25 protein-coding genes are annotated in these 22707 nt (G+C 73.5%); 13 read left to right on the forward strand and 12 right to left on the reverse strand.

Annotated features, from left to right (window positions below; all coding sequences use genetic code 11):
- The first annotated feature begins 274 nt into the window (after positions 1-274).
- The 3 genes from ureG (at position 275) to ABZ920_RS29780 (ending at position 3433) form a co-directional block, all read left to right on the forward strand.
- Entirely contained in the window at positions 275-952 is a 678-nt protein-coding gene (gene ureG / locus ABZ920_RS29770; RefSeq protein WP_361511712.1) for an urease accessory protein UreG, read from the forward strand.
- Complete coding sequence (locus ABZ920_RS29775; protein ID WP_361511779.1) at positions 949-1716, forward strand: urease accessory protein UreD; 768 nt, start codon at positions 949-951, stop codon at positions 1714-1716. Before ureG ends, ABZ920_RS29775 begins: the two co-directional genes overlap by 4 nt.
- 130 nt (positions 1717-1846) lie before the next feature.
- Positions 1847-3433 (forward strand): alpha/beta hydrolase, encoded by a 1587-nt coding sequence (locus ABZ920_RS29780; RefSeq protein ID WP_361511715.1) that lies wholly within the window; start codon positions 1847-1849, stop codon positions 3431-3433.
- Positions 3434-3495: 62 nt separating this feature from the next.
- Here ABZ920_RS29780 and ABZ920_RS29785 read toward each other — a convergent pair whose 3' ends face one another.
- Complete coding sequence (locus ABZ920_RS29785) at positions 3496-4230, reverse strand: lysophospholipid acyltransferase family protein (RefSeq protein ID WP_361511718.1); 735 nt, start codon at positions 4228-4230, stop codon at positions 3496-3498.
- Between the two features lie 246 nt (positions 4231-4476).
- Entirely contained in the window at positions 4477-4833 is a 357-nt protein-coding gene (locus ABZ920_RS29790) for a hypothetical protein (protein ID WP_361511781.1), read from the reverse strand.
- Between ABZ920_RS29790 and ABZ920_RS29795 the strand changes: the two genes are divergently transcribed.
- From ABZ920_RS29795 to ABZ920_RS29805, 3 genes are all read left to right on the forward strand, one after another.
- Positions 4832-5509 (forward strand): DUF6153 family protein, encoded by a 678-nt coding sequence (locus tag ABZ920_RS29795; RefSeq protein WP_361511721.1) that lies wholly within the window; start codon positions 4832-4834, stop codon positions 5507-5509. The genes ABZ920_RS29790 and ABZ920_RS29795 overlap by 2 nt on opposite strands.
- Before the next feature lie 106 nt (positions 5510-5615).
- The gene (locus ABZ920_RS29800; RefSeq protein WP_361511724.1) at positions 5616-6281 is read left to right on the forward strand and encodes a DUF305 domain-containing protein; all 666 of its coding nucleotides are present in this window, start codon (positions 5616-5618) and stop codon (positions 6279-6281) included.
- Between the two features lie 140 nt (positions 6282-6421).
- Positions 6422-7030, forward strand: coding sequence for a DUF4396 domain-containing protein (locus ABZ920_RS29805; protein WP_361511727.1), 609 nt, complete (start codon positions 6422-6424; stop codon positions 7028-7030).
- Positions 7031-7097: 67 nt separating this feature from the next.
- Here the strand turns inward: ABZ920_RS29805 and ABZ920_RS29810 are convergent, their stop codons facing one another.
- Entirely contained in the window at positions 7098-7361 is a 264-nt protein-coding gene (locus ABZ920_RS29810; protein ID WP_361511730.1) for a hypothetical protein, read from the reverse strand.
- Positions 7362-7624: 263 nt separating this feature from the next.
- Between ABZ920_RS29810 and ABZ920_RS29815 the strand changes: the two genes are divergently transcribed.
- Positions 7625-8044 carry a CBS domain-containing protein gene (locus tag ABZ920_RS29815; RefSeq protein WP_361511733.1) on the forward strand — a complete coding sequence of 140 codons (420 nt, stop codon included), beginning with the start codon at positions 7625-7627 and terminating at the stop codon, positions 8042-8044.
- 74 nt (positions 8045-8118) lie between these two features.
- Here the strand turns inward: ABZ920_RS29815 and rocD are convergent, their stop codons facing one another.
- From rocD to ABZ920_RS29830, 3 genes are all read right to left on the reverse strand, one after another.
- Positions 8119-9366 (reverse strand): ornithine--oxo-acid transaminase, encoded by a 1248-nt coding sequence (rocD, locus tag ABZ920_RS29820; RefSeq protein ID WP_361511736.1) that lies wholly within the window; start codon positions 9364-9366, stop codon positions 8119-8121.
- Positions 9363-10175 carry a dimethylargininase gene (gene ddaH, locus ABZ920_RS29825; RefSeq protein ID WP_361511739.1) on the reverse strand — a complete coding sequence of 271 codons (813 nt, stop codon included), beginning with the start codon at positions 10173-10175 and terminating at the stop codon, positions 9363-9365. The genes rocD and ddaH overlap by 4 nt, the downstream gene beginning before the upstream one ends.
- A gap of 123 nt (positions 10176-10298) precedes the next feature.
- Positions 10299-10802, reverse strand: coding sequence for an Lrp/AsnC family transcriptional regulator (locus ABZ920_RS29830; RefSeq protein ID WP_361511742.1), 504 nt, complete (start codon positions 10800-10802; stop codon positions 10299-10301).
- Between the two features lie 76 nt (positions 10803-10878).
- Here ABZ920_RS29830 and ABZ920_RS29835 point away from each other — a divergent pair, with 76 nt between their 5' ends.
- From ABZ920_RS29835 to ABZ920_RS29850, 4 genes are read left to right on the forward strand one after another with little or no spacing between them, the layout of a single operon-like run.
- Positions 10879-11634: a LytTR family DNA-binding domain-containing protein gene (locus ABZ920_RS29835; RefSeq protein ID WP_361511745.1), complete on the forward strand. Its 756-nt coding sequence runs from the start codon at positions 10879-10881 to the stop codon at positions 11632-11634.
- A 9-nt stretch (positions 11635-11643) separates the two neighbouring features.
- Complete coding sequence (locus ABZ920_RS29840; RefSeq protein ID WP_361511748.1) at positions 11644-12003, forward strand: hypothetical protein; 360 nt, start codon at positions 11644-11646, stop codon at positions 12001-12003.
- Positions 12004-12008: 5 nt separating this feature from the next.
- Complete coding sequence (locus tag ABZ920_RS29845) at positions 12009-13721, forward strand: cation acetate symporter (protein WP_361511751.1); 1713 nt, start codon at positions 12009-12011, stop codon at positions 13719-13721.
- Positions 13718-14917, forward strand: a complete 1200-nt coding sequence (locus tag ABZ920_RS29850; RefSeq protein ID WP_361511753.1) for a histidine kinase — start codon at positions 13718-13720, stop codon at positions 14915-14917. Before ABZ920_RS29845 ends, ABZ920_RS29850 begins: the two co-directional genes overlap by 4 nt.
- Before the next feature lie 9 nt (positions 14918-14926).
- On the opposite strand, the gene ABZ920_RS29855 is transcribed toward ABZ920_RS29850, so the two are convergent.
- From ABZ920_RS29855 to ABZ920_RS29875, 5 genes are all read right to left on the reverse strand, one after another.
- Complete coding sequence (locus ABZ920_RS29855; protein ID WP_361511756.1) at positions 14927-15097, reverse strand: hypothetical protein; 171 nt, start codon at positions 15095-15097, stop codon at positions 14927-14929.
- 161 nt (positions 15098-15258) lie between these two features.
- On the reverse strand, positions 15259-16209 hold the full coding sequence (locus tag ABZ920_RS29860; protein ID WP_361511759.1) for a cytochrome c oxidase assembly protein: 951 nt from the start codon (positions 16207-16209) through the stop codon (positions 15259-15261).
- Between the two features lie 131 nt (positions 16210-16340).
- Positions 16341-17366 (reverse strand): 6-phosphofructokinase, encoded by a 1026-nt coding sequence (locus tag ABZ920_RS29865; RefSeq protein ID WP_361511762.1) that lies wholly within the window; start codon positions 17364-17366, stop codon positions 16341-16343.
- 360 nt (positions 17367-17726) lie between these two features.
- Positions 17727-18455 carry a glutamine amidotransferase gene (locus tag ABZ920_RS29870; RefSeq protein WP_361511765.1) on the reverse strand — a complete coding sequence of 243 codons (729 nt, stop codon included), beginning with the start codon at positions 18453-18455 and terminating at the stop codon, positions 17727-17729.
- A 20-nt stretch (positions 18456-18475) separates the two neighbouring features.
- Entirely contained in the window at positions 18476-19714 is a 1239-nt protein-coding gene (locus ABZ920_RS29875; RefSeq protein ID WP_361511768.1) for a MurT ligase domain-containing protein, read from the reverse strand.
- A 158-nt stretch (positions 19715-19872) separates the two neighbouring features.
- On the opposite strand from ABZ920_RS29875, the gene def reads away from it, so the two are divergent.
- Positions 19873-20412, forward strand: coding sequence for a peptide deformylase (def, locus tag ABZ920_RS29880; RefSeq protein WP_361511771.1), 540 nt, complete (start codon positions 19873-19875; stop codon positions 20410-20412).
- A gap of 92 nt (positions 20413-20504) precedes the next feature.
- Here the strand turns inward: def and ABZ920_RS29885 are convergent, their stop codons facing one another.
- Positions 20505-21146, reverse strand: coding sequence for a TetR family transcriptional regulator (locus ABZ920_RS29885; RefSeq protein ID WP_361511774.1), 642 nt, complete (start codon positions 21144-21146; stop codon positions 20505-20507).
- A 171-nt stretch (positions 21147-21317) separates the two neighbouring features.
- Between ABZ920_RS29885 and ABZ920_RS29890 the strand changes: the two genes are divergently transcribed.
- Positions 21318-22544, forward strand: a complete 1227-nt coding sequence (locus tag ABZ920_RS29890; RefSeq protein ID WP_361511776.1) for an acyl-CoA dehydrogenase family protein — start codon at positions 21318-21320, stop codon at positions 22542-22544.
- The last annotated feature ends 163 nt before the right edge of the window (positions 22545-22707 follow it).

Below are 22707 nucleotides of genomic sequence, written 5' to 3' on the forward strand. Positions count from 1 at the left end.
GTCATTCTGAAGAACGACGGCGACCCTCGCGGCACCCGTATCTTCGGCCCGGTGGGCCGTGAGCTGCGCGAGACGAAGTCCCGTCGTCCGCCAGCAGGCGGGACTTCGCGGACACGGCCCAGGACCGCTGCCGCCACGCACCCGCCGCGGTCGATCCGCGGCCCTTCACCTGTCCACCGTCCCCCGCCGCCGGCCCGTCCTCGCGCACCCGCCGGACCGGAAGCTCCCGGTCCGGGTGAGGGTTCGGCCGGCGCACGAGTCTGGAGCCTCTCTGATGCACCTCGACCACTTCCACACCGGTCCCGCCGCCGTCGGCGCGGACGCCCACCGCCCGGACGGCACACGCCGTGCCCTGCGCATCGGCCTGGGCGGACCCGTCGGGTCCGGCAAGACCGCCACCGTCGCCGCGCTCTGCCGGGCGCTGCGCGACGAACTGTCCCTCGCCGTGGTCACCAACGACATCTACACGCGGGAGGACGCCGAGTTCCTGCTGCGGGAGGCCGTCCTGCCGCCGGAGCGGATCATGGCCGTCGAGACGGGCGCCTGCCCGCACACGGCCATCCGCGACGACATCTCGGCCAACCTGGAGGCCGTCGAGGATCTGGAGGAGGCCGTCGGCCCCCTGGACCTCGTCCTCGTGGAGTCCGGTGGGGACAACCTCACCGCCACCTTCTCCCGGGGCCTCGTCGACGCGCAGATCTTCGTGATCGACGTCGCCGGCGGAGACGACGTCCCGCGCAAGGGCGGACCCGGCGTGACCACCGCCGACCTGCTCGTCGTCAACAAGACCGACCTGGCCCCGTACGTCGGCTCCGACCTGAGGCGGATGGCCGCCGACGCCCGGGCCGCGCGGGGCGGACTCCCGGTCGTCCTGCAGTCGCTGCGCGGCGAGGACGGCGTGTCCGGCGTCGCCGGCTGGGTGCGGGCGCGGCTGGCCGCGTGGACGGCATGACGGCGACCGGCGTCCGGGCCACCGCGCGGATCGCCGCCCGGGACGACGGCCGGGGCGGCACGGCCCTGCCCGTCCTGGACGGCGAGGGGCCGCTCGCACCGAGGCGCACCCGGGGGAGCGGCGGCGAGGCGCGGGTCGTTCTTGTCGGCGCGATGAGCGGTCCTCTCGGCGGCGACCACTTCACCGTCGGGGCGGACGTGGCGGAGGGCGCCCGGCTGCGGGTCGGCTCGGCCGCCGCCACGCTCGCGCTGCCGGGTCCGACGAAGGAACCGGCACGCTACGACGTCCGGCTCACCGTCGCCGACGGAGCCGAACTGCAGTGGCTGCCCGAGCAGCTCATCTGCGCCGCGGCGAGCGAACTGTACGTCACCACGCGCGTCGAACTCGCCCCCACCGCCCGGCTGGTGCTGCGGGAGGAACAGGTACTCGGGCGCGCCGGCGAGGAGCCGGGCAGGCTCGGCAGCCGTCTCACCGTCCGGATCGGGGGCCGCACCGTCCTGGACCAGGAACTGGCGTGCGGACCGGGCGCACCGGGCGGCTGGGACGGTCCCGCCGTCCTGTCCGGGCACCGGGCCCTGGGACAGCTCCTGGTCGTCCGGCCGGAGTTCGCCGCGGCGCCCGTCGCACCGTGTGTGGTGGGGGAGAGCGCCGTGCTCGTACCGCTCTCCGGCCCCGCCGCGCTGGTCACCGCGGTGGCCCCGGACGCGCTGCTGCTGCGCGGAATGCTCGACGACGCCCTGGGCGCCCTCGATCCGCTCCGCTGAGCGGAACATCGCACGTCGGTTATCGGATTGGCAAAGAAGGTCAACGAACCCTGTTGCTGAAGACCCCTCAGCGGCGAGGATCCCCCGTACCAATTCGCAACGATGCACGGGAGGGTCCCACTTGAGGGACATGAGACCGAAGAACCGGGTCCTGGCGCTCGGTTCGGCCGGCGCGCTCGTCACGGCGACCCTGATAGCCGGCGCCGTGTCGGCGCCCGCGGCGAACGCGGCCGCAGGTCACGGCTACGACCGCGAGGCACGTGGCGCCACGATCGCGGCGGCCCGCGCCGCGAAGGCCGGCATCGACTGGCAGGACTGTCCGGCCGACTGGGGGCTCGCCAAGCCCATCCAGTGCGGCTACGTCACCGTGCCGCTGGACTACGCGAAGCCGTTCGGCAAGCAGATCAAGCTCGCCGTCGACCGCGCCAGGAACACCGGCACTGCGCAGGAGCGCCAGGGCGCGCTCATCTACAACCCCGGCGGCCCGGGCGGCTCCGGCCTGCGTTTCCCGACGCGGGTCACCAACAAGAACGCGCTGTGGGCGAACACGGCGAAGGCCTACGACTTCGTGGGCTTCGACCCGCGCGGCGTCGGCCGCTCGGCGCCCATCTCCTGCGTCGACCCGCAGGAGTTCGTCAAGGCGCCGAAGGCCGACCCGGTGCCCGACTCCGAGGCCGACAAGCGCGCCCAGCGCAAGCTGGCCGCCGAGTACGCCGACGGCTGCTACGAGCGCAGCGGCGAGATGCTGCCGCACATGACCACGCCGAACACCGCGCGCGACCTGGACGTCATCCGCGCCGCCCTCGGTGAGAAGAAGCTCAACTTCCTGGGCGTCTCCTACGGCACCTACCTCGGCGCCGTCTACGGCACCCTCTTCCCGGGCCACGTCCGGCGCATGGTCGTCGACAGCGTCGTCAACCCGGACCGCGACAACATCTGGTACCAGGCCAACCTGAACCAGGACATCGCCTTCGAGGGCCGCTGGAAGGACTGGCAGGACTGGGTCGCCGCCAACGACGCGGCCTTCCACCTGGGCACCACCCGCGCCGCCGTCCAGGCCAAGTGGCTCCAGCTGCGCGCCACCGCCAAGAAGAGCCCGATCGGCGGGGTCGTCGGCCCGGCCGAGCTGATCTCCTTCTTCCAGAGCGCGCCGTACTACGACTCCGCGTGGGTGCCGGTCGCCACGGTGTTCAGCAAGTACGTCGCCGGTGACACGCAGGCGCTGGTGGACGCGGCTGCCCCCGACATGTCGGACACCGCGGGCAACATCTCCTCGGAGAACGGCAACGCCGTCTACACCGCCGTCGAGTGCGCCGACGCCAAGTGGCCCACCAGCTGGCAGAAGTGGGACCGGGACAACACCCGGCTCCACCAGGACTACCCGTTCATGACCTGGGCCAACGCCTGGATGAACCTGCCCTGCGCCACCTGGCCGGTCAAGCAGCAGACCCCGGTGAACGTCACGACCGGCAAGGGCCTGCCGCCGGTGCTGATCGTGCAGTCCGAGCGTGACGCGGCCACCCCGTACGAGGGCGCCGTCGAGCTGCACAAGCGCTTCAAGGGCTCCCGCCTGATCACCGAGAAGGACGCGGGCTCGCACGGTGTGACCGGCCTGGTCAACCCGTGCATCAACCAGCGGGTCGACACCTACCTGCTCACCGGCAAGGTGGACGCCGCGGACGTGACCTGCGCTCCGCACGCCACGCCGAAGCCGTAAGCACGCCGCGCACGACGAGGGGCGGCCGGGTCGACCGGCCGCCCCTTCGTCGTGCCCGGACGTCAGCTCAGCGGGGCGCGTGGCAGCCTGCGCTCCCGGTGCCGCTTCCCCTTCCTCGCCGCGGCCTGCCCGGCCTTGGCCACGGCCGCGTACTCGTCGACGTACTCCTGCTCGGACAGCGTCAGGATGGCGTACATGATCTCGTCGGTCACGGCCCGCAGGACCGTCTTCTCGTTCTCCAGGCCCGCGTAGCGGGAGAAGTCCAGGGGCTCGCCGAAGCGGATGACGACGGGGTGGATGTGCGGGACGACCTTGCCCGGCGGCTGCGCCTCGAAGGTGCCGATCATGGCGCACGGGACGACGGGCACCTGTGCCCTGAGCGCCATGACCGCGACGCCCACCTTGCCCTTGTAGAGCCGGCCGTCGTGCGAACGGGTGCCCTCGGGGTAGATGCCGAGCAGCTCGCCCCTGCGCAGTACCCCGAGGCCCTCGCGGATCGCGGCCTGGCCGGCCTCCTTCCCGGAGCGGTCCACCGGAATCTGCCCGGCGCTGCGGAAGAAGGCGGCGGTCAGCCGGCCCTTGATGCCGGGACCGGTGAAGTACTCGGCCTTCGCCAGGAAGGTGATGCGCCGCTTGAGGACCGCGGGCATCAGGAAGTGGTCCGAGAACGACAGGTGGTTGCCGGCGATGATGGCGGGCCCGGACGCCGGCACGTGGTCGAGCCCCTCGATGCGCGGCCGGAACACCAGTCTCAGCAGGGGACCCAGCAGCACGAACTTGAGCAGGTAGTAGAACAAGGGGTCGCTCCTCACTCGTCCGAGTCGGCTCAACTGCCGCGTTCTCGCAGGTCAACCCACGTGTGGTGAGGTGCCAGTCTAGGGGCAGGCACCGTCCCGGGGAACGGGGCCGTCGCTCCCATGCTGCCCCGGAGCAGGCCCCGGCGACAGGTGGCGGCGGCAGGCCGGGGCCGGAAGAAGGACGGCGGCGCCTCCGCGTGCCCGGAACCGGCGCGGCACCTCCGCGTGCCCGGAACCGATGCCGCGTCAGCCGTGACCCCGGCCTGCCCGGCGGGCAGCGACACCGACGCCGTGCACGAGCGCACCGGCCCGTACCGGCCCCGCGTGCCGGGCCGCCGCCACGCCCGAGCCGGTCATCCCGCTCGGGATCTTGCGCGCCTCGACGAACACGGCGGCGACCAGCAGCAGCACGCCACCGCTCGCCAGGGCGGCCGTCTGCCGGGACGCCCAGTCGAACTGGTTGCCGGCCAGGGAGGACCCGCGGTGCCGAGGTCCTCGCCCTCGCCCGGCACGTGCCGCGCCGCCGGCATCCTGAGTGACGCCATGCGGTCCGGCGGCGAGCGGTGCCCGCGGGCCGGCGGCGGTTGCGTAGGATGCCTCCATGACTTCCGGCTCGCACACCCGCTCCGCGCTGAGCGGTGGTGCCCGCCGGATGGTGCTCGTCCTGGTCCTGCTGGCCGGGGTGCTGGCCATGCACGGGCTGGCCCCCGCCATGTCGCCGGCGGCGTCCTCCCCGTCCGCCGCCGGCGGCGCGATGATGGCGCCCGGTGCCGGGGCGGAGGAGACGTCGTCCGCGGACTCCGGGGCCCGGAGGCCGCCGTTCGCGGAGGCCCGAAGGGTGGCCTCCGCGGATTCCGGCACGCACGGAGTGACGGTGACGCCTCCTGGTCCGGATGCCGCCGGACGGGTTGCGTCGCCGGTCTCCCGTGCCGCCGGGGCCCCGTCGGCCCGCGCCCTGCCGGACCCGGCTGCCGCCGGGCCCGCCGTCGCGGTGTCTGCGCACGCGAGGTCCGCACCCCACGCCGCGGCCGGTCCCGTCCACACCGCCGGCGGCTCCTGCCGGCACCTGTCCGGCGCGGACCCGGACGGCACGGCCGTCCACCACGCCGACGGCACGTGCGCGGCGGCCGGTACGTCCACCGCCTACGCGCCGCCCGCCCTGCCGGCCGCGTCGGCGGCCTCCGGTGCTCCCGCCGCCTCCGGCGGCCTGACGCCCGCCGGGGCGGCCGGCAGCCGGGCCCCGCCCGACCTGTCCCAGCTCCAGATCCTGCGGATCTAGACGCGCCCGCACGCCGCCCCGCCCGGGGTGACGTGCTCCGGTCCGTCCCACGATCCGCCGTTCCCGCGTGCCTTGACCGCGGGCGCATCCAAGGAGCTCTCCACCCATGGCACTTCGCCGTTTCCCCGTCCGCCGGGCCGCCGGGCTCGCCGCCGTCGCGACCGCCGCCCTGCTGCTGACCGCCTGCGGCGGCGGCGACTCCTCGCCCTCCGGCGCCGCGGGCCACTCCGGCCACGGCACCAGCACCACCGCCCCGTCCTCGACCGCCCCGGCGCGGAAGGGCGGGCACAACGCGCACGACGTCACGTTCGCGCAGGAGATGATCCCGCACCACCGCCAGGCCGTCGCCATGGCCCGCCTGGCGCCGCAGAGGGCGAAGTCCCAGGAGGTCAAGGACCTCGCCGCCGCGATCAGTGAGGCGCAGGACCCCGAGATCCGGACCATGACCGGGTGGCTGCGGGCCTGGGGCGAGGACGTCCCGGCCGACGACGGCTCCGGCATGGCGGACATGCCGGGCATGCACCACTCGGGCGCGTCGATGCCCGGCATGGTGCCGGACGCCGGCATGGAGGAGCTGGGGACACTCAGCGGTGACGCCTTCGACAAGGCGTTCCTGCGCATGATGGTCGGCCACCACGAGGGTGCCGTCGAGATGGCGAGGGCCGAGCAGGCCCAGGGCGGCTACGGCCCCGCCAAGCAGATGGCCGGGTCGATCGTCGCCTCGCAGTCGGCCGAGATCAGCGCGATGAGGAAGATGCTCGGCAGCCGATAGGCCCGCCCGTCCCGCCCGTCCCGGAGCGGCCGCGTGCCCGCGGCTGCTCCGGGGCGTCGCCGGGGGCGCCGACCTGCGGAATACCCCTGGGGGGTATAGCGTTACGTCTGGCGGACACCCGATCATCACGGGAGGCGACGATGGACCACGCGGCACACGCACACCGTCCGGAAAAGCGCCGAGCGGACCAGGAGCACGAGCGGCACGGGCACCCCGGCCACGGGCAGCAGCCCGGCTCCGCCGCTCACCCGCACGCCGGCCACGCAAGCCACGGCCAAGCAAGCCACGGTCAGGCCGACCACGGCCACGCCCCGGGCACGTCCTGGCGCACGGCCGTCCAGGCCACCCTGCACTGCCTCACCGGCTGCGCCGTCGGCGAGATCCTCGGCATGGTCGTCGGCACCGCCGCCGGCCTGCACAACGCGGCCACCGTCGTCCTCTCCGTCACCCTGGCCTTCGTCTTCGGCTACGCGTTCACGATGCGCGGTGTGGTCCGGGCCGGGGTGCCCGTGAGGCAGGCGCTGCGGATCGCCCTCGCCGCCGACACCGTGTCCATCGCGGTGATGGAGCTGATCGACAACACCGTGATGGTCGGCGTGCCCGGCGCGATGGAGGCGGGCCTCACCGACCCGCTGTTCTGGACCTCGCTGGCCGGCTCCCTCGCCCTGGCGTTCGTCCTGACCACCCCGGTCAACCGGTGGATGATCGGCCGCGGCAAGGGGCACGCCGTCGTGCACGCCCACCACTGACGCCCGGTGCCGCCACCGGCCGCCGCCCCCCGGGGGGACGCGTCCCCGGCGGGCGGCGGGGGCCTCCTCAGCGGGGAGGCGGCGGCGCGGAAGGCCGGGCGCGATGCGGGCGCCGCCGATGCGTCGCCGCGCCGGTCAGCAGGGCCACCCCGAGGCAGAACAGCAGGGCCAGCGCGAGACCGGCGCTGAAGACCTCCAGCGTGTTCATGGTGGCGATGTCGTTGCCGAGCACCGACACCGTGTACTCGGGTCCGCCGGACAGGTTGCCGGCGATGGCCAGGGCGACGAACGCGCCCGTGGCCGCGAGGAGCAGCAGGCCGATGAAGATCATGGGAGTCATCTCCTCGGGACGTCCCGTCTGCGCGGAGGGTACCCGCATCGAAGGCGCGCCCACGCGGGGCACCACCCGGCCTCCGCGGTGCCGGGGGAGCACGGGCCGGCCCGGGCCGGTGCGCGGCAGCCCGCCGGCCGGAACCAGGGCGGCCGCCCGGCGAAGAGGTGCGGTCCCGCGCTGCGCCGGGTACCCGGCCGGCGCAGCGCGGTGATCGGCACCGCCGGCCGGAGGAAGGAAGAAGGGAAGAAGGAGGCAGCGTGATGGCCCAACAGGTACGCGACATCATGACCAGCCGGCCCGTCACGGTCGAACCGCGGACCTCGGTGACCGCGGTGGCCCGGCGCATGCGGGAGGAGGACATCGGAGCCGTCCTGGTGACGGAGGGCGACCGGCTGCGTGGCCTGGTCAGCGACCGTGACCTGGTGGTGCGGGTGCTGGCGGACGGCGGCGATCCCGAGCAGCGGACGGTCGCCTCCGTGTGCAGCGGCGACCTCGTCACCGTGACCCCGGACGAGGACCTCGACCGCGCGGTCGAGCTGATGCGCGCACACTCCGTGCGCCGCCTGCCGGTCGTCGAGGGCGACCACCCCGTGGGCATCCTCTCCCTCGGCGACACGGCCATCGAGCGGGACCCCGGTTCGGCGCTCGGGGACATCAGCGCGGCGAAGCCCAACCAGTAGCCCCGAAGACATCGTCCGCGTGCCCGGGGGCGCCGGCCTCGCGCCGGCGCCCCCGCACCCGTCGGCCGCCGGTGTCAGACCGGGCCGGGCCCCTGCGCCAGCACCTTCGCCAGGGACCCCAGCGCCGACCGCAGTTCCTCCTCGGTGATGGTCAGCGGCGGCGCCAGCCGGATCGTGGAGCCGTGGGTGTCCTTCGCCAGGACACCCTCCCGCATGAGCCGTTCGCTGATCTCACGGCCGGTGCCGATGGCCGGGTCGACGTCGACGCCCGCCCACAGTCCGCGGGAGCGGAAACCGACCACGCCCGCGCCGACCAGCTGGGTCAGCCCGTCCCGCAGGACGGCGCCCAGCTCGGCCGCCCGGCGCTGGAACTCGCCCGTCTCCAGCAGTCCGACCACGGCCGTGCCCACCGCGGCCGCCAGCGGGTTGCCGCCGAACGTGGAGCCGTGCTCGCCCGGCCGCAGCACGCCCAGCACCTCGCGGCTGCCGACGACCGCCGACACCGGTACGATGCCGCCGCCCAGCGCCTTGCCGAGCAGCACCACGTCCGGGACCACACCCTCGTGCTCGACGGCCAGGGTGCGCCCCGTGCGGCCGAGGCCCGACTGGATCTCGTCCGCGACGAACAGGCAGCCGGCGCGGCGGGTCAGGTCCCGCACGCCCGTCAGGTAGCCGTCCGGCGGAACGACGACGCCCGCCTCGCCCTGGATCGGTTCGATCAGCACGGCCGCCGTCGTCTCGTCGACGGCCGCCTCCATCGCCGCCAGGTCGCCGTAGGGCACGACCCGGAAGCCCGGGGTGAACGGGCCGAAGCCCGACCGCGCCGTCTCGTCCGTGGAGAAGCTGACGATCGTCGTCGTCCGGCCGTGGAAGTTGTCCGCGGCGACCACGATCGTCGCCCGGTCGGCCGGGACGCCCTTGACGTCGTAGGCCCACTTGCGGGCCACCTTGATGCCGCTCTCCACCGCCTCGGCGCCGGTGTTCATCGGCAGCACCATGTCCTGGCCGGTGAGTGTCGCGAGCCGCTCGGCGAACCCGGCGAGCCGGTCGTTGTGGAAGGCCCGCGAGGTCAGCGTCAGCAGGTCGAGCTGGCGGTGCGCCGCCTCGATCAGCGCGGGGTGGCGGTGGCCGAAGTTGAGGGCCGAGTAGCCGGCCAGCATGTCCAGGTACCGGTTGCCCTCGACGTCCTCCACCCAGGTGCCCTCGGCCCGGGCCACGACCACGGGCAGCGGGTGGTAGTTGTGCGCGAGGACGGGCTCCTCGGCGCGGATCAGCTCCGCGGACGAGCGGGCGGCGGCGGACGTACGGGCGGGTGCCGTCATGAGCGGATCTCCTGGGTGCAGCACTTGATGCCACCGCCGGCCTTGTGGAACTCGGACAGGTCGACGGGGACGGGGACGTAACCACGGCGGGCGAGCTGATCGGCGAGGGCCGTCGCCCCGGGCGAGACGAAGACGTGGCACCCGTCGGAGACGGCGTTCAGCCCGAACGCCATCGCGTCCTCGCGGGTGGCGAGCACGGCGTCCGGGTACAGCCGGGCCAGTACCTCGCGGCTGCCCGGAGAGAAGGCCTCCGGGTAGTACGCGACGTTGTCGTCGTCGAGCACGAACAGCGCCGTGTCGAGGTGGTAGAAGTACGGGTCCACCAGCGTCAGGCCGATGACCGGGACGCCGAAGAACTCCTGCACCTCCCGGTGGGCCTGCAGGGTCGTGCGGAAACCGGTGCCGGCGAGGATCCAGCGCCCCGCGGGCACCAGGTCGCCCTCGCCCTCGCACACCGACTCCGGCCGGTAGACCTCAAAACCGGCCGCCTTGAACCACGTGTCGTAGGGGAGGGACTCCGGGCGCCGCTGGGGCGCGTGGAAGAGGGAGCCGAAGACACGGCCGTCGAGGACGACCGCAGCGTTGGCGGCGAAGACCATGTCGGGCAGGCCGGGGACCGGCTCCACGGTCTCGACGGTGTGTCCGTGGGCGCGGTAGGCGCTCACCAGCGCCTGCCACTGCGCCTGGGCGCGTCCGGCGTCGACGGGGGCGTCGGGATGCATCCAGGGGTTGATCGCGTACTGCACGGCGAAGTGTCTGGGTTCGCAGACGAGGAAGCGCCGGCGGCGCGGCACACGGCTGTCGGGCACGAAGGGGTTCCTCCGCTTCCTGGCGTGTCGACTGGGGTTGAGACGAGAGTAAGAACGGACGGAGACGGGCGACAAGCGACCAAAGCTGCGTGCCGGAGCAGGAACGCTGCGTCTTCTCCCCGCTCAGCGCACGTCTGCTGCGTCTTCGGGCGCGGCGTGGCTGGCGCCGGCCTCCGGGCTCTCCGGCAGCAGGTGGGAGAGCACCATCACGCTGATCGTCTTCCGGATGAACGGCTCCGTCCGGATCCGCTCCAGCACCTCCTCGAAGTGCTCCACGTCCCGCGCCCGCACGTGCAGCAGCGCGTCCGCGCCGCCGGTGACCGTCATCGCAGCCGTGATCTCCGGATGGTTGCGGACCACCTCGGCGAGGCGGCGGGGCGGAGCCGCGCCCTCGCAGTACACCTCGACGTACGCCTCCGTGCGCCAGCCCAGCGCCGACGGCTTCACCGTGGCCGTGAACCCGGTGATCACGCCCGAGTCCCGCAGCCGGTCCACCCGGCGCTTGACCGCGGTGGCCGACAGCCCGATCGCCGCCCCGATCTCGGCGAAGCTGGTGCGGGCGTTCGCCATCAAAGCGGTGAGGATCTTCCGGTCGAGCTCGTCGAACGGCGCCGGCCTGCTGTTCATGACGGCACTGTATCCACCGGGAACGGGCACACCGGACCGTGCCCAAGCGGCCGGATTGCTCATACACTGCGACGTCATGCTGCGCGCCCTCGCCGTCGACGACGAACGCCCCTCGCTGGAGGAACTCCTCTACCTGCTGAACGCGGACCCGCGGATCGGGAGCGTCGAGGGCGCCGGCGACGCGACCGAGGCGCTGCGCCGCATCAACCGCGCCCTGCAGTCCGGCCCGGCCGGGCCGGACGCCATCGACGTGGTGTTCCTCGACATCCACATGCCCGGCCTGGACGGCCTCGACCTGGCCCGGCTGCTGACCGGCTTCGCCGATCCGCCGCTGGTCGTCTTCGTCACCGCGCACGAGGACTTCGCCGTGCAGGCCTTCGACCTCAAGGCCGTCGACTACGTCCTCAAACCGGTGCGCAAGGAGCGGCTGGCCGAGGCCGTCCGGCGGGCCGCGCAGCTCAGGGACACCGCCCCGCGCATCCCCGTCTCCGAACCCGACCCCGACCAGATACCCGTCGAGCTGGGCGGCGTGACCCGCTTCGTCGCCGTCGACGACATCACCCACGTCGAGGCCCGCGGCGACTACGCCCGCCTGCACACCCCGCAGGGCAGCCATCTCGTCCGCATCCCCCTGTCCACCCTGGAGGAACGCTGGCGCTCCCGCGGCTTCGTCCGCATCCACCGCCGCCACCTCGTCGCCCTGCGCCACATCGGCGAGCTGCGCCTGGACGCGGGCACCGTCAGCGTCCTGGTCGGCGCCGAGGAACTCCAGGTGAGCCGCCGCCACGCCCGTGAACTGCGGGAGCTGCTGATGCGCCGGACCGCGCGCTAGGGGGCACCGATGCCGCACGATCCCACCGAACGCCGCGTCGTCGTCACCGGCCCGCCCCGCCGCACCCGCCGGGCCACGGCCCACTACCGCCCGCGCACGGAGATCGACGAGCAGACCACCCTCGGGCACACCTACGTCCGCTCCCTCATGCGCAGCCAGCTGCGCGCCGCCCTCACCGTGTGCGCCGTGCTCGTGCTCCTCGTCGGGCCGCTGCCCCTGGTGTTCGCGGCGGCCCCCGACGCCCGCCGGCTGAGGTGGGCGGTGCTGGGCTTCTGCCTGTACGCCCCGCTCGTGCTGCTCGCCCGCTGGTACGTGCGGCGCGCCGAACGCAACGAACGCGACTTCGTGCGCCTGGTGGAGGATCGCTGACGCCCGTGAACTCCGGCTACACCGTCCCCGCCGTCGCCCTCGTCGTGGTGGCCACCGTCCTCGTCGGCGCGTTCGGGCTGCGCATCTCGCGCACCACCTCCGACTTCTACGTCGCCTCCCGCACCGTCGGCCCGCGCCTGAACGCCGCCGCGATCAGCGGCGAGTACCTGTCCGCCGCCTCCTTCCTCGGCATCGCGGGCCTGGTCCTCGTCCAGGGCCCGGACATGCTCTGGTACCCGGTCGGCTACACGGCCGGCTACCTGGTCCTGCTGCTGTTCGTCGCGGCCCCGCTGCGCCGGTCCGGCGCCTACACCCTGCCCGACTTCGCCGAGGCCCGGCTCGCCTCGCCGTCGGTGCGGCGGCTCGCGGGCACCTTCGTCATCGGCATCGGCTGGCTCTACCTGCTGCCGCAGCTGCAGGGCGCCGGCCTGACGCTGGCGGTGCTCACCGGCGCCCCCGACGCCCTCGGCGGCGTGATCGTCGCGGCCGTCGTGGTCGCCACCGTCGCGGCCGGCGGCATGCGCAGCATCACCTTCGTCCAGGCCTTCCAGTACTGGCTGAAACTGACCGCGCTGCTGGTCCCCGCCCTGTTCCTGGTCCTGGCCTGGCAGGGCGACGGCGCGCCCCGCCACGCCTTCGACGAACCCGCCGCCTTCCGCGAGCAGCGCACGGTCCGCGTCGGGGACACCCTCGACCTCACGCTCGACGGGCCGCTCACCGTCACCGTCAGCGGCACCGTCGACGGACGCCTCCACGACGGCCGGACCGTCCGCCTGGACGCGGGCACGCACCACGTCGAGCACGGCACGCGGCTGACCTTCGCGGAGGGCGACCCCGTGCCCGCGGCCGGCCACCACGGCGACGGCGCCCTGACCACGTCGCCGTCCGCGGGCAGTGGGGAGCGTCCGCTGTACGCCACGTACGGGCTGATCCTCGCCACCTTCCTCGGCACCATGGGCCTGCCGCACGTCGTCGTCCGCTTCTACACCAGCCCGCACGGGGTCGCCGCCCGCCGCACCACCGTCGCCGTCCTCGGCCTGGTCGGCGGCTTCTACCTCCTGCCGCCCCTGTACGGCGCCCTCGGCCGTCTGTACGCGCCCGAGCTGACCCTCACCGAGGACGCGGACGCCGCCGTCCTGCTGCTGCCCGACCGCATGATCGGCGGCCTGGGCGGCGACCTGCTGGGCGCGCTGGTGGCGGGCGGCGCCTTCGCCGCGTTCCTGTCGACCGCCTCGGGGCTGACCATGGCGGTGGCCGGGGTGCTCACCCAGGACGTCCTGCCGGCGCGCGGGGTACGGCACTTCAGGCTCGGCACCGTGTTCGCCATGGCCGCACCGCTCGCCGCGAGCATCCTCGTCGGCGGGCTGCCGGTCGCCGACGCCGTCGGGCTCGCCTTCGCCGTGTCCGCCTCCTCGTTCTGCCCGCTGCTCGTCCTCGGCATCTGGTGGCGGCGGCTCACCCCGCCCGGCGCGGCCGCCGGGATGCTGCTGGGCGGCGGCTCCGCGTTCGCCGCCGTCGCCGCGACCATGGCGGGCTACCCGGGCGCGGGCCCCCTGCGCACCCTGCTCGCCTGGCCGGCCCTGTGGTCGGTCCCGCTGGGCTTCCTGACCATGGTGGCCGTGTCCCTGGCCACGCCGGGCCGGGTGCCCGCCGGGACCGCGGCCATCCTGGCCCGCTTCCACCTGCCCGAGCAGCTGCGGGCGGAGGTGAAGGCGTGAGCGGCTTCCTCGCCGGGCTGTGCGTGGCCGTCCTGCCGCTGCTCGCGACGGGCTTCTGGCTCGGCCGGCGCACCGCCCGCCCGCAGACCCTCGGCGGGCTCGGCACCCCGGTCGAGCACGCCACCTTCCAGACCCTGCACACCGCCTCCCTCGCGGCGCCCCCGCTGCGGGCCGGGCTGACGGAGGAGACCGCCCGCAGGTCGGCCCGCAGACTGCGCTCGCTGCTCGGCACCGACGCGCTGTGCCTCACCGACGACGAGCGGGTCCTGGCCTGGGACGGCGTCGGCGCGCACCACCGCGCCGAGATCATGGAGCGTCTCGCCCAGCCGCTGGAGACCGGCCGCGGCGAGGCCTTCCGGCTCACCTGCGACGCCGCCGACTGCCCGGTGCGCTGGGCCGTGGTCGCCCCGCTCACCGTGGACGACCGAGTGCACGGCGCCCTGGTCGCCTGCGCGCCCCGCGAGTCCGCCGTCCTGGTCCGGGCCGCCGCCGAGGTCGCCCGGTGGGTGTCGGTGCAACTGGAGCTCGCCGACCTGGACCGCTCCCGCACCCGCCTCATCGAGGCCGAGATCAAGGCGCTGCGGGCGCAGATCTCCCCGCACTTCATCTTCAACTCGCTCGCCGTGATCGCCTCCTTCGTCCGCACCGACCCGGAGCGCGCCCGCGAGCTGCTGCTGGAGTTCGCCGACTTCACCCGCTACTCGTTCCGCCGGCACGGCGACTTCACCACCCTCGCCGACGAGCTCCACGCCATCGAGCACTACCTGGCCCTCGTGCGCGCCCGGTTCGGCGACCGCCTGGCCGTCACCCTGCAGATCGCGCCCGAGGTGCTCCCGGTGGCGCTGCCCTTCCTGTGCCTCCAGCCGCTGGTGGAGAACGCCGTCAAGCACGGGCTCGAAGGCAAGGGCGGCACCTGCCACATCCAGATCCGCGCGCAGGACGCGGGCGCCGAGGCACTGGTCGTCATCGAGGACGACGGCGCCGGTATGGACCCCGCCGTGCTGCGCCGCATCCTCGCGGGCGAGGTGAGCCCCTCGGGCGGCATCGGGCTGTCCAACGTCGACGACCGGCTGCGCCAGGTCTACGGCGACGACCACGGCCTCGTCATCGAGACCGCGCCGGGAGCGGGCATGAAGATCACCGCCCGGCTGCCGAAGTACCAGCCGGGCGTGCACTCCGCCGCACGCCTGACGTGAGCCGGGGCCTCAGGTGCTGCGGGTGGCCACCATGCCGAGGGTGATCAGGCCCAGCACGACCCAGCCGAACCACAGCCAGCCGTTGCCGCCGATCGCCACCGTGTAGGCCGTCACCACGACGAGGCTGCCGACGGTGAGCACCCCCATCGCCTTCGTGGAACCGTCCGTGGAACCGGGCATCGCGACACCCTCCTCATGGCTCGTTCCCCCATGGTGCCCCGGTTTCGCACGAGGAGTCACGGTGCGGGCGGACGTCCTGGAGGGTTCCCGCTCCCGCCGGACGCGGAGTCCGGCGGGCCGGGGGCCGGGGTGCGGGCCCCGGGGGAGGGGCGCCGGGCGGGTCAGTTCCCGCGCGCGTTGAGGGAGGCGAGGTAGGCGTTGTACGCCTCCAGCTCCTTGTCCCCGTCGCGGTCGGCGGCGCGGTCCTTGCGGCGGGCCTGCCGCTGCTCGGAGCGGTACCACTGGTGGAGCAGCGCGAGCAGCACCAGGACCGACGGGATCTCGCTGAACGCCCACGCGATTCCGCCGGCCGCGCTCTGGTCGGACTGCGGATCGATGCCGAGCGACGCGGGCGGGTGCAGGAAGGTGCCGACCATGGGCGTGGACGCCATCATCAGCGCGATGCCGAAGAACGCGTGGAACGGCATGCCCGCGAACAGCTCCAGCATCCGCATGAGGTGGCCCGGCCGGTGCGGCCCCGGGTCCACGCCCATGATCGGCCAGAAGAACACCACACCCACCGCCAGGAAGTGCACCATCATCGCGACGTGCCCCGTCCGGGAGCTCATCAGGAAGTCGAACAGGGGCGTGAAGTACAGCGCGTACAGGCTCGCGATGAAGATCGGGATGGTGAACGCCGGGTGCGTGACCACGCGCAGGTAGCGGCTGTGCAGCAGGGCCAGCAGCAGCTCGCGCGGCCCCTTGCGCCCCCGGCCGGCGACCGGCAGCGCGCGCAGCGCCAGGGTGACCGGGGCGCCGAGCAGGACCAGGATCGGCGACAGCATGCTGATCACCATGTGCTGCACCATGTGCACGCTGAACATGACCATGCCGTAGTCGTTCAGCCGGGTGCACATCATCAGCCCGACGGTCAGCACGCCGACGACGTAGGCGACCGTGCGGCCGGCCGGCCAGGCGTCACCGCGCCGCCGCAGCCGCACCACGCCCCAGCCGTACAGGGCGAGGCCCAGGAGGCAGGCGACGAGGAAGAAGGGGTCCGCGGACCAGTGGAGCCCTTGTCCCAGCGTGAACGGCGGCAGGTCCGTCGTCATGCCGTGGCCGCTGTGATCCATCCGCCGGCTCCTGTTTCGTGCGGTTGTGCGCTGTCTGTCCGCACCCAGACTAGAACCGCCCCCGGTCACGTCCGGGACCGGGGGCGGATTCTTGCGTTCCGTACCGGCTGGACGCCGGATGCGTGAGAGTCCTACAGGACGCACTCCGCCTCGGCGTACCGCTCCGCCGGGACCGTCTTGAGCGTCTCGACCGCCTCGGCCAGCGACACCATGACGATGTCGGTGCCGCGCAGCGCCGTCATCATGCCGAACTGACCGCGGTGCACCGCCTCCACGGCGTGCCAGCCGAAGCGGGTGGCCAGCACCCGGTCGTACGCGGTCGGCGTGCCACCGCGCTGGACGTGCCCGAGGATGACCGGCCGGGCCTCCTTGCCGAGGCGCTGCTCCAGTTCGAGGGAGAGCTGACGGGCCACACCGGCGAACCGCTCGTGGCCGTAGATGTCCTTGCCGCCCTCGTCGAAGTCCATGGTGCCCGCCTTGGGCTTGGCCCCCTCGGCGGCCACGACGATGGCGAACCGCTTGCCCGCCTGGAAGCGCTCGCCGACCTTCCGCGCCAACTCCTCTATGTCGAAGGGGCGTTCGGGGACGACGACGGCGTGGGCGCCCGCGGCGAGGCCGGAGTGCAGCGCGATCCAGCCGGTGTGGCGGCCCATGACCTCCACGATCAGCACACGCTGGTGGGACTCGGCGGTCGTCTTGAGCCGGTCCAGCGCCTCGGTGGCGACGGTCACGGCCGTGTCGAAGCCGAAGGTGACGTCCGTCACCGCGATGTCGTTGTCGATGGTCTTCGGCACGCCGACGATGGGCAGGCCGCTCGCCGACAGCAGCTGGGCCGCCTTGAGTGTGCCCTCGCCGCCGATCGGGATGATCGCGTCGAGCCCGAGCTCCTCGACGTGGCCCCTGGCCCGCTCCACACCGTCGCGCAGGTGCTCCGGACGTACCCGCGAGGACCCGAGGATGGTGCCGCCGCGGGCGAGGATGCCGCCGACCGCGTCCAGGTCGAGCTTGAGGTAGTCGCACTCCAGGAGGCCCTTCCAGCCGTCCCGGAAGCCGATGACCTCGTCGCCGTGGTCGGCGACGGCGCGGTGCACGACGGACCGGATGACCGCGTTCAGGCCGGGGCAGTCGCCGCCGGACGTGAGGACACCAATGCGCATAGCCCGAACAACCTTCTCAACGTGGGCACGGGACCGGACCGCGCTGTCCGGCTCGGTTCCCCGCCACCCTAGCGGCTTCGAGGGGCCTCACCGCACCGTGCGTCCGCCTACTGGACCAGTCCGCTCACCTGTGCGGATGCAGCGTCAGACGGGCTGCGGCGCCAGGCCGCCGGCCCGTCGGGGACGGGGTGCGCGCCGGCCCGGCCGGCCCGGCCCGCGGGGCGTCGCCGCTGTCACCCGCGGCGGGACGCCGTCCGACGGTCCGGCCAGGGGCGAAGCGGCGCGGCCCGCGTGGACGGCAGGTGTGCCGCCCACGCGGGCCGCGTGGGGCCGGCTGCGGCAAGCCGCAGCCGCGGGTGTCTACGCCGGCTGCTGCGCCGCCGCGATGCGCTCGTTGCGCAGCGCCTCATACCAGTGGTCTTCGACCGGGGGCAGGGCGTTGACGTCGAGCGCCAGCTTCAGCAGCAGGTCCGCGATCTGCGGGTTGCGGGCCAGGACCGGCCCGTGCATGTAGGTGCCGAAGACGGTCCCGTTGTACGCGCCCTCCGTGCCGTCGCCCGTGCCGTTGCCCTTTCCCAGACGGACCCGGGCGAACGGGCGGGCGGTGGCGCCCAGGTGGGTGACGCCCTGGTGGTTCTCGAAGCCGGTCAGCGGGGGCAGGCCGAGCTGCGCGTCGATGTCGGCGAGGACGTCGCCCACGCACCGCTCGCCCTCGCCGCGCACCGAGACGACGTCGAGCAGGCCGAGGCCGGGCTCGCGCTGGCCGAGGTCGTTGATGAACTCGTGGCCCAGGATCTGGTAGCCGGCGCAGACGGAGAACACGATCGCGCCGTTCTCCACGGCCCTGGTCAGGTGGCCGTCACGCCGCAGCCGCTCGGCGGCGAGCCGCTGCGGCCGGTCCTCACCGCCGCCGATCAGGTAGATGTCGCCGGAAGTCGGGATCGGCTGGTCGCTGCGCACGTCGAGCCGGGCCACGTCCAGGCCGCGCTGCCGGGCCCGGCGCTCCACGACGAGGGCGTTGCCCTGGTCGCCGTAGGTGCTCAGCAGGTCCGGGTAGATCCACACCAGACGCAGTTGGTTGTCGCTCATGAAGTCGTCGTCCTTCGTGGTCAGTTGCCGACGCGGCGGCGCAGGTCCTGGAACGCGGTGTAGTTCGCGATGACCTCGATCCGGCCCGGCGGCGCCTGCTGCACGGCCTGGTCGAGGTTGTCGCAGACCTGGAAGTGCTGTCCCGCGACCTCCAGCCGCACCGCGAGGTCCAGCTTCCGGTCGCCGATCACGAAGATGGGGTGCCCGGTCAGGCGCGTGTAGTCGACGTCCCACAGCCAGGAGGTGTCGGTGCCGTCGGCGCCGCGCGCGTTCACCGACAGGATGACCGGGGTCGGCGGCGGGTCGATCAGCGAGAACGTCTCCAGCCAGCCGGCGGGGTTCTTCGCCAGCAGCAGGCGCAGGTCGCGGTTCATGAACTGCACCACGTCGTAGCGCCCGGCGATGGCCTGCACCTGGTACATCCGCTCCAGAGCGACCTGCGGCGGCACGCCGAACACTGCGGCGACGGCCGCGGAGGACGCGGCGTTGGCCTTGTTGGCGCGGCCCGGCAGCTGCAGGTGGATCGGCCAGGCGGAGCCGTGCGGGTCGAGCACGTGGTCGCCGGAGAGCGCCCAGCTCGGCGTCGGGCGGCGGAAGCCGCACTCGCCGCAGAACCAGTCGTCGCCGGGACGCTGCATCACTCCGCCGCAGGACGGGCAGGACCAGGCGTCGTCCTTCCACATCTGCCCGGCGGCCACCCACACCACGTTGGGGGAGGAGGACGCGGCCCAGACCACCAGCGGGTCGTCGCAGTTGGCGACGACGACGGCCTTGGACCCGGACAGGCCCTCGCGCCAGTGCTCCGCGAGCATGCGGGTCTCGGCGGCGCGGTCGAGCTGGTCACGGGAGAGGTTCAGCAGCGCGATGCACTTCGGCGCGGTGTCCCGGGCCACGCCCGCGAGGTACTTCTCGTCGACCTCGATGACGGCGTACCTGGCGTCCGAGCCGCCCGCCAGCGCCGAGGTGATGCCCGCCGGCATGTTCGCGCCGAGCGCGTTCGAGACGACCGGTCCCGCGGCCCGCAGGGCCTCGGCGATGAGCCGGGTGGTGGTGGTCTTGCCGTTGGTCGCCGAGACCAGGACCACGTCCAGGTCCTGGGCGAGCCGGCCGAGCAGGTCGGGGTCGAGTTTGAGGGCGACCCGACCGCCGATCACCGAACCGCTGCCGCGCCCCGCGGCGCGCGATGCCGCAGCGACCGCCTTGCCGGCGGTCACGGCCAGCTTGGCCCGCGGCGTGAGCGGGTCCGAGTTGCCTGCCATCAGTTCTCGATCCTCCTTGCGTACGCGCCGCGCCTGAGCCATCCGGCAACGTGGTGTGGGCCTCAGCCTATCGAGATCCAATCGCACCATCGCACCCCGGCACCCGCGCGGCACCCGCGCGCCCTTCGCGCGTCCGGTAGGACCGTACCCTTGCCGCCATGCGACACGGCCCGATCCCGGGCGCCCGCGGGCGCGTCCGGCCCCTGACCCTGCTCGGCGACCCGGTGCTGCACGAGCCCTGCCGGGAGGTCACCGATTTTGGTCCCCAACTGGCGGCGCTCGTGGAGGACTTGTTCGCCACGATGTACGCGGCCCGGGGCGTGGGCCTCGCCGCGAACCAGATCGGCGAGCCGCTGCGGGTGTTCGTCTTCGACTGCCCGGACGACGAGGACGTGCGCCATCTGGGCCACGTGGTGAACCCGCGCCTGGTGGAGGCGGACGGGGTGGTCGTCCGCGGCCCGGAGGGCTGCCTGTCCCTGCCGGGCCTGGAGGCGGGGACGGAACGCCACGACCACGCCGTCGTCGAGGGCCGCACGGTGACCGGGGAGCCGGTCACCGTGCACGGCACCGGGTTCTTCGCCCGGTGCCTGCAGCACGAGTTCGACCACCTGGAGGGCGGGCTGTACGCCGACCGCCTGACGGGTTGGCGCCGCCGCCGGCTGATGCGTCAGGTGCAGCGGGCTCCCTGGCACCGGTGAGCGGGGCGGCGAGCACGGCGGCCCGGGGCGCGCCGCCGGTTCACCGCGCCGGGTGGTGCGACCGGTCCCCGGACGCCCGCGCGGTCCGGGACTCAGAACCCGGGACCGCCCACCCGGTCCCCGGCCGCCGCGAGCCGCCCCCAGAGCAGGTCGGCCAGACTCCGCACGAGCTCCGCCCGGGAGCACGGCCGTTCGCCCAGCCACCAGTCCCCGGCGGCGTGCATCATGCCGACGATGCCGTGCCCCCACACCCGGGCGAGCTGCTGCGCGCCCGGGCCGAGGTCCAGCCGCTCCTCGATCACCTGGGCCAGCTCCTCGCCCATCCGGCGCAGCAGCGGAGCGGAGTGCTTGCCCACGTCGAAGCCCTGGTCGCTCTGCGACCCCTCCGCCGGGTGCATCAGGAAGCGGTACACCTGGGGCCGCGCCTCGATCGCCGCGAGGTAGGTGTCGAGCGTGGACTCCACGCGCTCGCGCCGGCCGGCCGGCGCGTCCAGCGCGGCCCGCAGCGAGTCGAGCAGGGCGTCCGTGTGCCGCTTGGCGAGGGCGGCGTAAAGTCCGCCCTTGTCGCCGAAGTGCCGGTAGAGGATGGGCTTGGTGATACCGGCCTCCGCGGCGATGGCGTTCATCGACGCCTGCGGGCCGTCGCGCAGCACCACCCGGTCGGCGGCCTCCAGCAGCTCGCGCCGTCGGCGGTCGGCGGACCGCTGCTGCTCGGTCCGCTGCGTGGTGTCCATGAGCTCTCCCCACCCGTGCTGTTTCGGTGACGCCTGCGCGCAAACTAACACCCACCGGCCCCGGAACCTCGAACGGGCTGCCGACCTGTCCTCGGGAGTTGACTTTTCCTACCCGCCGGTAACAGACTCCCGTTACCGCAAGTAACATGCACGTGCACCGCTGGAGGGGACATGGCCGAGTTCACCATGGAGCTCAACGACGAACAGAAGGAGGTCCGGGACTGGCTCCACGGTTTCGCCGCCGACGTGATCCGCCCCGCGGCCGCCGAATGGGACGAGCGTGAGGAGACTCCCTGGCCGGTCATCCAGGAGGCGGCCAAGGTCGGCATCTACTCCCTGGACTTCTACGCCCAGCAGTACTTCGACCCCACCGGGCTGGGCATCCCCACGGCGATGGAGGAGCTGTTCTGGGGCGACGCGGGCATCGCCCTGTCCATCGTCGGCACCGGCCTCGCCGCCGTCGGCGTCCTCGCCAACGGCACCGAGGAGCAGATCGGCACCTGGATCCCCCAGATGTACGGCGACGCGAACGACGTGAAGGTCGCCGCCTTCTGCTCCTCCGAGCCCGACGCCGGCTCCGACGTGGCCTCCCTGCGCACGCGCGCCGTGTACGACGAGGCCAAGGACGAGTGGGTGATCAACGGCACGAAGACCTGGGCGACCAACGGCGGCATCGCCAACGTCCACGTCGTCGTCGCCGTGGTCGATCCGGAGCTCGGTTCCAAGGGCCACGCCTCCTTCATCGTCCCGCCGAACACGCCCGGCCTGTCGCAGGGCCAGAAGTTCAAGAAGCACGGCATCCGCGCCTCGCACACCGCCGAGGTCGTCCTGGAGGACGTGCGCGTCCCCGGCTCCTGCCTGCTCGGCGGCAAGGAGAAGCTGGACGAGCGGCTGGCCCGGGCCCGCGAGAGGGCCAGGAAGGGCGGCGAGCGGGTCAAGAACGCCGCGATGGCCACGTTCGAGGCGTCCCGTCCGGCGGTCGGCGCGATGGCGGTCGGCACCGCCCGGGCCGCGTACGAGGTCGCGCTCGACTACGCCAGGACCCGGGAGCAGTTCGGCCGGCCGATCATCGACAACCAGGGCGTCGCGTTCCAGCTCGCGGACATGCGCACGCAGATCGACGCGGCCCGGCTCCTCGTGTGGCGCGCCTCCTGGATGGCGGTCAACGGCAAGCCCTTCACGGCGGCCGAGGGCTCGATGTCCAAGCTCTTCGCCAGTGAGACGGCCAAGAAGGTCACCGCCCAGGCGATCCAGATCCTGGGCGGCAACGGCTACACCCGGGAGTACCCGGTGGAGCGGATGCACCGCGACGCCGCCATCTACACGATCTTCGAGGGCACCAGTGAGATCCAGCGGCTGGTGATCTCCCGGACGATCTCGGGCATGCCGATCCGGTAGGCGCCCCTCCGGCACCCACCGGGGCGGTGGCCGCCGGACCCGGGCCGCCGCGGTGACGCGGTCCGGCGTGGTGCGCCGCCGGCGCCACCCGGACGTCAAGGCCGTGTCCTTCGTCGGCTCGACCCCCATCGCCCGGTACATCCACACCACCGCCTCCGCCCAC

Origin of the sequence: Streptomyces sp. NPDC046831 (assembly GCF_040645305.1) — a bacterium.
Lineage (GTDB): Bacteria > Actinomycetota > Actinomycetes > Streptomycetales > Streptomycetaceae > Streptomyces.